This window comes from Nonomuraea sp. NPDC050643 (assembly GCF_040654715.1).
GTDB lineage: Bacteria > Actinomycetota > Actinomycetes > Streptosporangiales > Streptosporangiaceae > Nonomuraea.
On sequence record NZ_JBFAIM010000137.1, the window covers coordinates 1 to 11,451 of the forward strand.

16 protein-coding genes and 1 pseudogene are annotated in these 11,451 nt (G+C 67.0%); 6 read left to right on the plus strand and 11 right to left on the minus strand.

Annotated elements, in window-relative coordinates:
- Positions 1 to 185: 185 nt before the first annotated feature.
- From AB0I15_RS65960 to AB0I15_RS65980, 5 genes and pseudogenes are all read right to left on the minus strand, one after another.
- Positions 186 to 455, minus strand: a complete 270-nt coding sequence (locus AB0I15_RS65960; protein WP_358120801.1) for an FAD-dependent oxidoreductase — start codon at positions 453 to 455, stop codon at positions 186 to 188.
- Positions 432 to 605 (minus strand): annotated as a pseudogene (locus AB0I15_RS65965) (IS3 family transposase); the annotation flags it as partial. The gene AB0I15_RS65960 and the pseudogene AB0I15_RS65965, both read right to left, overlap by 24 nt.
- A gap of 412 nt (positions 606 to 1,017) precedes the next feature.
- On the minus strand, positions 1,018 to 1,341 hold the full coding sequence (locus AB0I15_RS65970; RefSeq protein WP_358120770.1) for a MerR family transcriptional regulator: 324 nt from the start codon (positions 1,339 to 1,341) through the stop codon (positions 1,018 to 1,020).
- A 147-nt stretch (positions 1,342 to 1,488) separates the two neighbouring features.
- Positions 1,489 to 1,932 (minus strand): Hsp20/alpha crystallin family protein, encoded by a 444-nt coding sequence (locus AB0I15_RS65975; protein WP_358120804.1) that lies wholly within the window; start codon positions 1,930 to 1,932, stop codon positions 1,489 to 1,491.
- Between the two features lie 486 nt (positions 1,933 to 2,418).
- Entirely contained in the window at positions 2,419 to 2,814 is a 396-nt protein-coding gene (locus tag AB0I15_RS65980; RefSeq protein ID WP_358120773.1) for an STAS domain-containing protein, read from the minus strand.
- A gap of 1,157 nt (positions 2,815 to 3,971) precedes the next feature.
- Between AB0I15_RS65980 and AB0I15_RS65985 the strand changes: the two genes are divergently transcribed.
- Complete coding sequence (locus AB0I15_RS65985) at positions 3,972 to 4,250, plus strand: MerR family transcriptional regulator (protein WP_358120807.1); 279 nt, start codon at positions 3,972 to 3,974, stop codon at positions 4,248 to 4,250.
- A gap of 101 nt (positions 4,251 to 4,351) precedes the next feature.
- Here AB0I15_RS65985 and AB0I15_RS65990 read toward each other — a convergent pair whose 3' ends face one another.
- Entirely contained in the window at positions 4,352 to 4,669 is a 318-nt protein-coding gene (locus tag AB0I15_RS65990; protein WP_358120775.1) for an NAD-dependent epimerase/dehydratase family protein, read from the minus strand.
- Between the two features lie 34 nt (positions 4,670 to 4,703).
- Complete coding sequence (locus AB0I15_RS65995; protein WP_358120778.1) at positions 4,704 to 4,952, minus strand: hypothetical protein; 249 nt, start codon at positions 4,950 to 4,952, stop codon at positions 4,704 to 4,706.
- Between the two features lie 519 nt (positions 4,953 to 5,471).
- Here AB0I15_RS65995 and AB0I15_RS66000 point away from each other — a divergent pair.
- Genes AB0I15_RS66000 through AB0I15_RS66010 form a run of 3 tightly spaced genes read left to right on the plus strand, consistent with a single transcriptional unit; the run spans position 5,472 to position 6,794 of the window.
- Positions 5,472 to 6,092, plus strand: coding sequence for a transposase (locus AB0I15_RS66000; RefSeq protein WP_358120810.1), 621 nt, complete (start codon positions 5,472 to 5,474; stop codon positions 6,090 to 6,092).
- Complete coding sequence (locus AB0I15_RS66005) at positions 6,014 to 6,250, plus strand: hypothetical protein (RefSeq protein ID WP_358120781.1); 237 nt, start codon at positions 6,014 to 6,016, stop codon at positions 6,248 to 6,250. The genes AB0I15_RS66000 and AB0I15_RS66005 overlap by 79 nt, the downstream gene beginning before the upstream one ends.
- Positions 6,251 to 6,272: 22 nt before the next feature.
- Complete coding sequence (locus AB0I15_RS66010; RefSeq protein ID WP_358120783.1) at positions 6,273 to 6,794, plus strand: hypothetical protein; 522 nt, start codon at positions 6,273 to 6,275, stop codon at positions 6,792 to 6,794.
- Between the two features lie 5 nt (positions 6,795 to 6,799).
- Here AB0I15_RS66010 and AB0I15_RS66015 read toward each other — a convergent pair whose 3' ends face one another.
- The gene (locus AB0I15_RS66015; protein ID WP_358120786.1) at positions 6,800 to 7,480 is read right to left on the minus strand and encodes a tyrosine-type recombinase/integrase; all 681 of its coding nucleotides are present in this window, start codon (positions 7,478 to 7,480) and stop codon (positions 6,800 to 6,802) included.
- Positions 7,481 to 7,819: 339 nt separating this feature from the next.
- Here AB0I15_RS66015 and mihF point away from each other — a divergent pair, with 339 nt between their 5' ends.
- The gene (gene mihF / locus AB0I15_RS66020; RefSeq protein WP_358120789.1) at positions 7,820 to 8,131 is read left to right on the plus strand and encodes an integration host factor, actinobacterial type; all 312 of its coding nucleotides are present in this window, start codon (positions 7,820 to 7,822) and stop codon (positions 8,129 to 8,131) included.
- 24 nt (positions 8,132 to 8,155) lie between these two features.
- Here the strand turns inward: mihF and AB0I15_RS66025 are convergent, their stop codons facing one another.
- From AB0I15_RS66025 to AB0I15_RS66035, 3 genes are all read right to left on the minus strand, one after another.
- Positions 8,156 to 8,839: a recombinase family protein gene (locus AB0I15_RS66025; protein ID WP_358120791.1), complete on the minus strand. Its 684-nt coding sequence runs from the start codon at positions 8,837 to 8,839 to the stop codon at positions 8,156 to 8,158.
- Complete coding sequence (locus AB0I15_RS66030; RefSeq protein ID WP_358120793.1) at positions 8,745 to 9,116, minus strand: hypothetical protein; 372 nt, start codon at positions 9,114 to 9,116, stop codon at positions 8,745 to 8,747. Before AB0I15_RS66030 ends, AB0I15_RS66025 begins: the two co-directional genes overlap by 95 nt.
- 568 nt (positions 9,117 to 9,684) lie before the next feature.
- Positions 9,685 to 10,281, minus strand: a complete 597-nt coding sequence (locus AB0I15_RS66035; protein ID WP_358120795.1) for a TetR/AcrR family transcriptional regulator — start codon at positions 10,279 to 10,281, stop codon at positions 9,685 to 9,687.
- Between the two features lie 94 nt (positions 10,282 to 10,375).
- On the opposite strand from AB0I15_RS66035, the gene AB0I15_RS66040 reads away from it, so the two are divergent.
- The gene (locus AB0I15_RS66040) at positions 10,376 to 11,359 is read left to right on the plus strand and encodes an amidohydrolase family protein (protein ID WP_358120798.1); all 984 of its coding nucleotides are present in this window, start codon (positions 10,376 to 10,378) and stop codon (positions 11,357 to 11,359) included.
- The last annotated feature ends 92 nt before the right edge of the window (positions 11,360 to 11,451 follow it).

Genomic DNA, 11,451 nt, shown 5'->3' on the forward strand with positions numbered 1-11,451 from the left:
GGCGCGAACTACGCCAGGATCCCCTATAACCCCTCTCGTGACTGATAGGTGTTTTTAGCCCTATCTGGTGCATTTTCTCTGACACACCCCGATGACGGCCCGGGTGATGTCGGCGACGTGTTTGGCGCCCATGAAGTTGGGATTCTTCAGGGTCATGCGGTTCTGCTCGGCGTCGACCCTGCCCTTCAGGAGCGGGTGGTCGATGACGTCGGGAAGTCCTTGACGGAGCTCGATGAGCAGGACGAGCTGTCGAAGGTGACGGCGTAGCCGCCGCTGCGCCGGGTGGGGACGCGTTCGATGATCAGGATGTCCCAGCCGATCTGGGACAGCCGCAGGGCGGCGGCCAGGCCGGCGATGCCGGCTCCGATGATGATGGCGCGCATAGATGGTTCCTTGCTGAAGGGCTGGTGGAGGGTTAGAGCTGGTCGAGGACCGGCGATGGCGTACGTCCGCATCACCCGCGCGACGCGTTTCTCGTTGATCGTCATGCCCTTGTCACGGAGTTCGGCCGTGATGCTCGGGGAACCGTAGGTGCCGTCGAAATCGGCGTGCACCGCGCGGATCAGTTCGGCCAGGACTGCGTCGGCGGCCTGTCGCGCCGCTCGGGTTCCGGCACCGGCGCGTTCGGCGTCGGCGATTCCGGTCTGATTACTGCCACCTGTCCACCCGCTGGATCGCGCCGCGTGGTGCCGGTCCTGCGCGGCCCGCCACGACCAGCACGAGGGGACCGGCGCCCAGCCAGATCGCGACCGTGGCGAAGCGCCTGCAAGCCTCCGCACAGGCTGGCGCGATGCCCCCAAGTTGAGAGTGCTTCCGCAGGCCAATGACGGAGTTGAGCACTTTGAGCCACTCACCGCTCGATGAACCGTGCCGGCTGAATGGCATTGATGCCCGCGATGCCATCAGATGACGGATCGGTCATCGCCCCGATGACTGACGTCGCCGCCCGGGCGAGGTGGCCCCGCGTCCCGAACGCCTGCTCATAACTGCCGCTCGCCGCTGGCGCACGGGTGCTCCTCACACTTGCGTGTCGTCCTGGAGATCGATCAGGCGGCGGGCCAGGTCGTCTCGTTCGCGGGTGATCTGGGCGAGCTGATGCTGGAGTTCGAGGATGTGGCGGATGGCGGGCAGCGTCATGCCGGCCTCCTTCATGGTGACCACTTGCTGGATGCGCTCGATCTCGTGGCGGCTGTAGCGGCGTTGCCCGCCGGTGGAGCGGTGCGGGGAGACCAGGTGGTGGTCGTCGATGCGGCGCAGGAAAGCCTGCTGCACCTGGAGCATGCTCGCCACCTGACCCACGGTGAACAGGGCCGCGTGCTGGTCATCGATGGGCAAGCTCATCGGGGCTCCCTTCGCCCGGGTGGTGATGCCGGCGGGCATCGGACGGGTGCGGCATCCCTCTCCGCGCTCGTGCTCTGCGCCGCGGAGAGGGATCGCGCCCGTCGTAGCGTTGGTATCGCTGAGGGCTGCGCTGTTCCCGGGTGGGCGTCAGCGCTTGATCGCCCTGGGGGTGTCGCCGCCCTGCTGGATGGTCACCTTGCGCGGCTTGGCGCGCTCGAGCACCGGGATGCGCACGGCCAGGACGCCGTTGGAATAGCCGGCCTCGATCGCGTCGGCGTCCAGGTGCTCGGACAGGTAGACGCGCCGGGTGAAGGATCCCATCACCCGTTCGCGGACGAACAGCCGCTCTTCCTCGCCGTACTCCTCTTCGCGGCGGGCGGTCACCGACAGCACTCCGCGATCGACGGTGACTTCGATGGAGTCGGGATCGATGCCGGGCAGATCGAAGCGCAGCACCACATCGTCGGCGCGGCGGATCCCGTCCATCGGCATGGCCGCGCCGTTGCTCTGCGCGGCGGCCTCGCGGGTCAGTCGGTTGAACTGACGCTCGAACTCCTGCACGAACGGGTCGATCGACGTCAGCAGCATCATCGTCACCTCCGAAGACCTTCGAGCCGCTCTTCGGCTCGAACTTCCTTGTCCCTCCTGTACGAGGAAACCTGCAACTCGGATTATAAGAAACCACCAACCGCGAATGTCAACACCAAAGGCTGAACCGCTCAGCACGATGGAGCGCTGACGCCACGCCACTGCGGCACACGGCAACCGGCGCACGGCAACCGGCATCACGGGCGAGCAACACCGCCGCGACGACCGCGACTCCTCCAGCCGAGAAAGAACGATCAGCCGCCGCCACCCGGCGGGCCGCCGCATCCGACCGGCCGGCCGGCCCAGGATCGGCGCAGGGCGGCCCTGACCCGGCTGGAGGCAAGCGCCTGACCGGCAGACCGCCGCGGTGGCGGACCCGCAGGGCTCACCTTCGGCCAGAGCCCACCACCGGGCAAGATCTAACCTCCAGCCCGACATCCACGCTCGACGTAGCCATCGGCAGGCCGCGCTGCGAGCGGAAGCCGTTGTTCAGGCATCAAGCTCGCTTCCCGGCCCCTCCTCAGCTTCGTCCTGGCCGACACGGTCAAGACTGAGCACGGCCTCGGCCACCGAGCCGAACGCCAGAATCAGGCCGGTCACCCCGTTCTCGCAAAGGACCTGTCGGACGGGTTCTTGGGCGCCGGCCAAGGCCAGCCGGCCGCCGCGAGCCCGTATCCGGTGTGACAGGTCGGCCAGAACGCTGACGCCGATGGGGCCGAGACCGTCCAGCCGGCTCACCTCCATGATGAGCCGCGACCCCTCCTCCTCCAGTAGTTGGTGCGCTTCGTGTCGCAGGTCGGTCACCGTCGCCGGGTCAAACGGGCCCTTGAAGGTGATCACTGCCCAGCTTCGCCGGTAATCCGGAAAGCTCTCGGACCTCTCCACGGTTCTGCTCTCCTGTGTACGTCGCCGCGGGTCTGAGTGGATGGTGACTTCTCCAGAGGAAGTTCTTTCTCGGCCATGGCTGGAAAACGGCAGCACGTCAGCGAGGCGACCAAGGGCGCGGGCCCTGACAAGCGCTGCCCCTGGCGGGCGGGCGGCGATTGACCGCCCTTCCGCCGCGCTATTACCCGCTGGTAGGAGCCTGGGGCGGCGGGCCCACCGAAGAGCGGATCGCGGTCCTGCCTGGTCGGCCACGCTGCTGTTCCAGGAGCCAACGCTTCGACGGCCTGGCCGACGGTCATCGCCATGGCGGTGATGGCTCACCAAGCCGAGCGTGGTCCCGCAGGAGGTCAGGAGCGCCCTGGTGCGCCGCAGACGGTCAGGGCCGCGCAGTGGCCGTGGTCGCTGATCGTGACGTTCAGGTTGTAGCCGTACTCGGCGTCGTCCACCGCGTCTCACCTCTCCCGCTGGCCTTCCCCCGTATCGCGGCGCTCATGCATCTGTCATGCCTGTGCACAGGTACCACTCAGGCCGGAAGGCTGCCACGCCCGGAGCCGAAAATATACTTTCGCCATGGTAGACATTCGCGAGTGTGGGTACTATGGTTTCTGACATCGCAAGGAACGGATCCACCGGGCAGCAGAAGTAATCAACGGCATGACGACGAACTGCCCGGAGCAGGCCGAAGGTGAAGATTGACGGCAGAAGGTCGGACGTGACGGGCCAGCGCAGTGGTAAGGGGCCCAGAGCGTGGACGCGCTGCCGAAGTGAAGTTGGAAAGTGGTCCGCAAGAGAGATGAAGGGAGTGTTGACGCCATCAGGATCGCCCGTCGCCGGCTGAAGTCTCGCCGCTCGGGTACCGCAGTTCCACAGATGGGAAGGTGGTCTACGGTCACGCATCCGCGATCCGCGCATCAACGCCGCACAACAGGGTGGATGCGCACAACAGTAAGCCGGCCGATGGCCGGTAGATGGTGTTGAACTCTTCGGGCCCCGGCGCAGCATGTGCCGGGGCCCCTGTACGCGTGATGAGAAGGGAATGCATGGATCAACGTCGCTCGGCTGCCGAGGGTGACACGCTCGCTCATGGCAGGATCACGGATACGGCCGCAGCCACGGCCGAAGACCGGTTCGACGATGAGGACTACCCCGCCTACAGCATGGGCGCGGCCGCCGAGATGCTCGGCGTCACCGCCACGTTCCTGCGGGCTCTGGGCACCGCCCATCTGATCGAACCGAAACGCTCCAGCGGCGGGCACCGCCGCTACTCCCGCTACCAGCTGCGCCTGGCCGCCCGCGCCCGAGAACTCGTCGACCAGGGCACCCCCGTGGAAGCCGCCTGCCGGATCATCATCTTGGAAGACCAGCTCGCCGAAGCGCTGCGCATCAACGCCGCCTACGAACGCGAGCGCGGCCGCGAACGCTCGGCCGGACACTAACGCCGACGGCTTCGCTGCTCTGCGGCCTGGTCTCGGCGAGTTCCCGGGCCCGCGCTGACCAGGCCACACCGCGGCACACCCATCAGCCGCGGCTCCGGCCATCACTCGGCTGCAGAACACACCCGCGCGCTCGCGAGCTCCCACGGCGAGTCGGCGCCGCCGGCTCGCTCACCGGCGTCCAGGAGGGTGCGGCCGACGCCGTCGAAGAACGACAGCGCCTTCTTGGCGTTCATGGTCGTCACGTTGCTCACGTCGACGACCGCCTCCACACCCGCTATGGCCGCATCGAGTCGCGCGCCCGTCACCAGGTCCACGCCTCGTGATCTGGACAGCACCACCGGCTCTTGTCCCGCCGCGGCCAGTTCCTCGACCACGTAGCGGCCGACCAGCCCGGTTCCGCCTGCCACTGCTACACGCATGCCGCGCCTCCCCCTGCCCGCTTGTTGCGGTCCGTCATCGTGTGTCGTCTCGCCGTCCAGGGAGTGACGGCACCAGAAGGACGAGCGACAGCACCACCAGCGAGGACAGGGCGATGACGTTGAGTACCTGGTCGCTCGTCTCGTACATGTGGAGATGCTGCATGTGGTAGATCAGGTGCAGCACGTTGAAGACCAGCCACACCGCACCCGTCATCTGCACGACCCGGTCATTGCGTACGTAGCGCACGGTGATGATCGTCAAGACGGCCAGCGCCAGGAACATCGCCCCGGCGTCCTTGGCCAGGTGCTCGTTGTAGGGGCCAGCTGCGGCAGCCAGCTCCGTCCGAAGCCGGGGAAACTCGCATGCCAGCCCTCCGGCGAGAAATAGGCCCAGATACCTGTGTACAGCGCGGTCACGGCCAAGAGGCCGAGACTGGCGTGCCGGAGTTTTATCCTGTTCATACCCCTATGACGAGATAGCACCCGCCGATGTGAGGCGGTCTGTGCAACGACTGCACCAAGAAGGGTGCGTACAAGGTCAACAACCTCGTCGCTGTCAGACGGTGTGTCGCAGCGGCGCCATCTGACGGATCCCAGTGACCAGGGTCAATGCCGCCGCTCGCTGTGTAAGAGCCTGCTGACAAAGGGCTTTGGTGTCGAGGCTCAAGTCACGAGAGCGTCGAGGTGCGGTCATCATTGGGCCGTTGACCGGTGAACGGGAGCGGGCTCCTGGTAGCTGAGGTGTTGTCTAAGCAGCTCAGCGGCCAGGAGCCCGTGGTTGTCTGTCTACACGCCCGCAGCCGTGAACGCCAGCGGTTGCGCCTCACCCGGATGCGCATGTCGCGACCGGAAACCGGCATACCCGTCGGATCTCACCGACATCGAATGGCAGGTGCTGGAGCCTGAGGCGCGAGGCGTGATGGCCGAGCTGGTCGCCCTCACGGGCCGGCCGATGGTGCATGACCTGCGCGCAATGCTGGACGCGATCAACCACGTGACCCGGTACGGGATCGAGTGGCGGGCCCTGCCGGTCGATTTCCCGCCGCACGAGGCGATATATGCGTTCTTCATGCGCTGGTCCCGGCGTGGTCTGCCCGAACGGCTGGCCGGGCGGCTACGTGGTCGTCTGCGCGTTCTGGTGGGACGGGGTGAGCTGCCGACGGCCGGTTGCGTGGACTCACAGACGGTCCGGGCGGCCGAGACCGTCGGGGCGGCGGCCTGCGGGTATGACGCGGGCAAGAAGCTGAAGGGGCAGAAGCGGCATGTCGTGGTCGACACGCTCGGGCTGCTGTTGTGCGTGATGGTCACCGCCGCGTCGGTGCAGGACCGTACGGTGCACATCCGGTGCTGGCGCTGCTGCGCCAGAAGTTCTCCACGATCGGTCTGGTCTGGGCCGACGGCGGCTACGCCGGACGGCTGGTGACCTGGGCCGGGAAGGTGCTGGGCCTGGCCGTGTCGATCGTGCGACGCAGCGACGACCTGAGCGGCTTCGTCGTGCTGCCCCGCATTATGTGGAATCTGATTTGTCAAGCGTGGCACTACGGCTCGGCAGTCGATATCGACTGGCCGGTGCCGCGTTGAACCTGGACAATCGCCTGTTGTGATGGGTATCTCCGGCTTCGAGCCGACCTTTCTTGTCGGACTCCGAGCTATCCACGATGAACACGGGCAGGGCTTGGCCGCGCTTGGTGGTCGGCGTCTGATTGGTTTCGCGCTCGTGCGTTTCGTCGAGGACGGGGACTGGTATGCCGACTGTCCCGTCGTCCTCGACTTCGACGGTGTTCAAGTAGAGGTCAGCCACTCGAAGTTCGATGAGCTGTCGATCGGCTGGAACACCATCGACACAACGGCTGCGATCACCGGCTGGGAGGAGGATGACGAGCTCACCCCGGTGTGGTCCAGCACCGACGAACGGCTTGAGCCGTTCGTCGGCCAGGAACTGCGCGAGGTTGCTCTCCTTGGATGGCAGCCATCAGGTCGTGACATGGCGGCCGGCACCCTTGCGGTGGAGTTCGTCTTCGATGTGGGTCACTTCCACATCGCCAACGCTCTCGACGAGAACAGCATCGAGGTCGGCGACACCCATCCAGAATGGGTGCGGCACCAACTGAGCTGTGGCACGTAGCCCGATTAGGTCGGCCTTCGGTTGATCTCGATGACCGGCAGCAGGGTCGCCTGGGCCGGGGCGCTGATCTGGCGCGGGGTCGCACCGGACGGCGTGGGGACGTCGGCGAGACGTTCCAGAAGCTGGTCAAGGGCGGCCTGGCCATCGTCGACGGCCGCTCGTTCATCGTCGGTGAGTGGAACGTTGGCCAGCATCCGCTGGAGGTTGTCCTTGGCCTCCAGCGGATGCTGGCCCTTGCTGGACGTCTTCGGCGTGTAGAAGTCACAGCGGGCGCAGGCCATTCGGTGTGGGCACTGCTCGAAGAAGGTGTAGGTGCAGTAGCCGTGTCCAAGGTCGTAGTACTGCCACGGCTCGCCATTCGCGGCGGCGCCGGAGGTGACGGCGTCCCGGTCGACGAGGACCTCGATGGTGCGCACGTTGCGTTCGAAGTAGCCGGCGTCGTTGTAGGCTCTGGCCAGCGTGTTCGGCGTGAGCTTGGCGTAGTGCTGGGTCGACTCCGGGCTTCGGTGTCCGAGCCATGCCTGCAGCTCGAACAGGGTCATCGGCTCTTTGGCGTTGTAGAGCTGGCTGGCGATCGTGGACCGCGCCCGGTGGCTGGTGATGGCGCCCCGCGCGTCCGCGGCGAGAACTCCGGCCTTGCGGCATAGGGCGGGGATGATCGTCCTGTTGATGTAGGTCGTGTCCATCGCGTGGCCCGCAGCGCGAACAGCAGGTGCACCTGGTCGCCGGTCTTGCGGTCCGTCAGGGTCGGCTGGCTTGGCCGAGTGGCCTCCCATGCCTCGATCGCCTTGCCCAGCAACGGATCGACCGGTTTGGTGAACGCGGTGCCGGTCTTGTGGGTGGGCACGTCCAGGAGGCAGACCACGTCCCGGGCCAGAACCTGGCCTGCCAGTAGGAGTGGAACGGTGAACCGGGTTTGGTGTCACATGTTGTGAAGCTGTGCGGGATGATGATCGACGGCGGCTTCGTCGTGATCTCTGGCGGGAGTTGCTGACCAGCCGATATCTCTGCAGGAGAGGTGCCTGATGGCCCTGCCGGCGATGACGGCGGAGCAGCGTGCGAAGGCGTTGGCGAAGGCGGCCGAGGTGCGTACGGCGCGTCGTGCGCTGCTGGCTGAGGTGGCCCGCGGCGCGGTGAGTGTGGCGGAGGTGTTCGAGCGCAGCGGGCAGGATCTCATCGGCAGGACACGGGTGGTTGCGGTGCTGCGGGCCGTTCCCGGGTATGGGCCGGCCCAGGTCGCGGCGTTGATGGCCACCTGCGGGGTGGCAGAGAAACAACGTGTCGGCGCGCTGAACGAGCAGCAGCGCGAACGCCTCTTGCGGGTTTTGATCGGCTGACAGCGCCGGGACTGATCGCGCGAGCTATCGGAGCTCCGCGTCCGGGTGAGGTTGGCTCTGCAGGCGATGGCGAAGTTCGGCTTCCTCCGCTGTCAGCGCCTGGCCCGGGCGTCGGATGCGGGCCGGGCGGGGTCGGGGGATGTCGTCGCCTTGCAGGAGGGCGAAGTCGGCGTGGGCCGCCTCGACGGCTTCGGGGTAGGTCTGGGTCTTGTCATGCTCGGCGAGGGCCCGGTAGATGCTGGCCAGGGACGGGTTCTCGCCCCTGCGTTTCCCTGTCGGGATGATCAGATTCTTGCGGATGTCTTCGACGCGTTCCCCGGCGGCCTTGCGGCGCAGCACGGTGTGCAGCATGTCGTCGAGGATCACCGGGGGGCGGCCGCCGTGCTTGCCCTTGCGGGCGGCGGCGTCCAGGCCCTCCAGCGTGGACTCGCGGATGGCCTCGCGTTCGGTCTCGGCCATCGCGGCGAAGAAGGCGAACAGCATCCGGCCCGGCCCGGACGGATCGTAGATCCCGGCCGGCGGCCCGGCGAGCATCTCCAGGACCAGGCCGTGCGCGGTCAGGTGGTCGGCCAGGGCGGTGAGTTCGGCGGCGTCGCGGCCCAGCCGTTTCATCTCATACACCGTCAGGATGACCCGGCAGTGCGGGGCGTGCGCCTTGATCTGCCGGGCCAGCGCGAGCGCCGCCTCGAATTGTGGGCGCACCTTCACCCGAGTTGAGATCTTTCTCGGCGAAGATCTTCTCCCGCGGAATCCCGTGCGCGGCCAGCGCGTCCAGTTGTGACTGCAGTTCCTGGGTGAGGGCGGAGCAGCGGGCGTAGCCGATCCGGATGTCGGCGGAGGGCCCATCGTCACGCAGCGGTGCGGGCGGCGGCGTGCCCGGCCGCCACGGCTGCCCGGGCCCGCGGTCGGCCGGGGTGATCACCCGCAGCAGCTTGGCCAGCCGGGGGATCTTGGTGAAGCGGCCGGTGTGGTAGGTGCCGGCCACCGCGCCCGAACGCGACCGGCACGGCGAACCCGGCGCGACAGCGCATCGCGGGCACGGGTGACGCTCAACCTCATCAGCGTCACGAGTGTGTTCCTCGGCGATAGCGGACAGATGGGCTGATTCGGCGTGTTCGCGGGGTTGCGGGGCCTCGGCGTTTCGTTACATGCTCCCGCTGGCGTGGGATTGGGTGCGGGAGTTTCGTTACGCGGGTCGAACAGGGCCTCGTGGGCGTTCCGGGGGCGGGTTGGACCACCAACAGCGCTTCGGTACGGCTCTCCCATTGCCCGCCCTGGCTGGTACTGGCCTCCAAGATGTAGCGGTGCCAGCCGCGATACAGCTCCTCGTCATACAGCGGATCGCCAGTCGGGTCTTTCCGCGCCCGCCCGGCAGCCACCGCATTGGCGATCCACGTCAACACGCTCTACCAGCGACTGGCCGCAGCCGACCGCCTGCTCAGCGAGGGCTGACGTTCGCCGCAGCGGGCGCTGGAGTTGCACATGCTCCTGCACCTCACCGCGGCGAGCGGTCCGCTGGATGGGCCGGACGGCGGCTGAACCTGACGCCCTGTTCAATGCCCCGGGCGTGTCCGTGGAACGGATTGGGCCTTGCTCATGCGCAGGATCAGGACGACCGCGTCCTCCGAGTGAGCTGTTGGAGTCAGAACCTCCTGTAAGAGCAGGCCACGGATCGCGGCAATGGTTACGGTGGCCAAAGTCAGCGCCTCCTCGGTGTCGACCCCTCCACGTTCCGCGCGCGAGGCCAGCACCTTGGTCAGGTCGTCGAGCGAGTCGATGAACTCACGAAAGTCCTCTGGGCTGTACGCGGCCAGTCCTACGACGTGAAAGAAGCCGCGGACACGCGACAGCTGCTCCGGGCGGGTGTAGGCCCGCCAGATCGCCATGACGAGGTCGTCGAAGGTGCCCTGCTGGGCGACCTCGAGCAGTGCCTCGTTGTCACGGGATCGCTGTGCCTTGAGCATGGCCGCCAAGACACCCGGGAGTGACCCGAAGTGGTATCGCAAGAGGGCGTGGCTGGTCTCGGTCCTGGCGGCGATCTCACGGAGCGACACTTCCGGTGCGGGCAGGCCCTCGCCGAAGGCGTCGAGAAGCCGAGCGAGGAGACGCTCCCGTGCGTCGCTCTTGCGTTCTGTGCTTGACAGGATCACCCCCACAGTTTATCCATTGGAAAAGAAGCGCTGCCAGTGCCGGGTTACGTCACACATGGTCGCAGCCTGCTCGCAACGGCGGAGGGAACGACTCGTGGGACGTGTTCAGGTAGTCGGCGCGGCGGTCGTCGACGGATCAGGTCGCGACCCCAGCGACGTCAACGTCACCATCGAAGACGGGCGTATCACCGAGCTTGGTGCCGCGGCCGCACACGGCGAGCGCCTCGATGCCGAGGGGCTGACGATGACGCCTGGCTTGATCGACGCTCACGTTCACCTGGGTTTGTCGAGCCTGATCCAGCCGCAGTTCTCGTTTCAGATCAGTGCCGCTGAGCTCGCGGCGGACATCTTCGCCACGGCCGGCGCGACGCTCGATGCCGGCTTCACGACCGTTCGGGACACCGGCGGGGTCGACGGCGGCCTCGTCACCACGATCGCGAAGGGCAAGGTCAGGGGGCCGCGTGTCCTGTCGTGCGGACCGGTTCAGTGCCAGATCGGTGGGCACGGCTACTACGGAGCCGACTGGGAACCCACCGAGCTGTGGAGCAGCCATCACATTCCGGGTCTGTGCGCTCTGTCCATGATGTCGGGCAACGCAGACGAGCTGCGGAGCAACGTGCGCGAGGCCTTCCGTCGCGGAGCCTCCTTCCTGAAGCTCTGTGTGACCGGCGGGGTGGTTGGGGCGCACGACCGGCTGACCGACACCCAGTTCACCGTTGAGGAGATCGCCGTCGCTGTCCAGGAAGCCGCGGCACGGGGCACCTATGTGACGGTTCACGCCCACAACGACGACGGCATTCGGAACGCCGTCGAGGCCGGGGTGCGCTGTGTCGAGCATGGCACCGACCTCGACGAGTCCACGGCCACCCTGATGGCCACTCGCGGGGTTGCCCTTGTGCCTACGTTCGCTGTCGTCGAGCAACTGCTGCATGACAGCGCTGGAGCCGGCCTCGGCGAGTCGACCCGCGATCGTGTGATCGGTGTCCGTGAGCGGATGGCGGAGGCGCTCGCTGTCGCCAAGGAGGCCGGAGTACGGATCGGGCTGGGTTCCGATCTCATCGGTCCGGCTCAGGACTGAACCGCTCCGGCTTTCTTGGAGACCCTGAAGCCAGCATGATCGTGCTGGCGGAAGGGAGAAACACACGCGATGCCAGCCCCCAGGAAGTACCC

Bases quoted from the DNA above. Each gene is read 5' to 3' on its own strand.
- mihF (WP_358120789.1), top strand. From the start codon at position 7,820: ATGGCCCTGCCGGCGATGACGGCGGAGCAGCGTGCGAAGGCGTTGGCG.
- AB0I15_RS65985 (WP_358120807.1), top strand. From the start codon at position 3,972: ATGGGCGCGGCCGCCGAGATGCTCGGCGTCACCGCCACGTTCCTGCGG.
- AB0I15_RS66015 (WP_358120786.1), bottom strand. From the start codon at position 7,480: ATGGACACGACCTACATCAACAGGACGATCATCCCCGCCCTATGCCGC.
- AB0I15_RS65990 (WP_358120775.1), bottom strand. From the start codon at position 4,669: ATGCGTGTAGCAGTGGCAGGCGGAACCGGGCTGGTCGGCCGCTACGTG.
- AB0I15_RS65975 (WP_358120804.1), bottom strand. From the start codon at position 1,932: ATGATGCTGCTGACGTCGATCGACCCGTTCGTGCAGGAGTTCGAGCGT.
- AB0I15_RS65960 (WP_358120801.1), bottom strand. From the start codon at position 455: ATGCGGACGTACGCCATCGCCGGTCCTCGACCAGCTCTAACCCTCCAC.
- AB0I15_RS66010 (WP_358120783.1), top strand. From the start codon at position 6,273: ATGGGTATCTCCGGCTTCGAGCCGACCTTTCTTGTCGGACTCCGAGCT.
- AB0I15_RS65970 (WP_358120770.1), bottom strand. From the start codon at position 1,341: ATGAGCTTGCCCATCGATGACCAGCACGCGGCCCTGTTCACCGTGGGT.
- AB0I15_RS65995 (WP_358120778.1), bottom strand. From the start codon at position 4,952: ATGTTCCTGGCGCTGGCCGTCTTGACGATCATCACCGTGCGCTACGTA.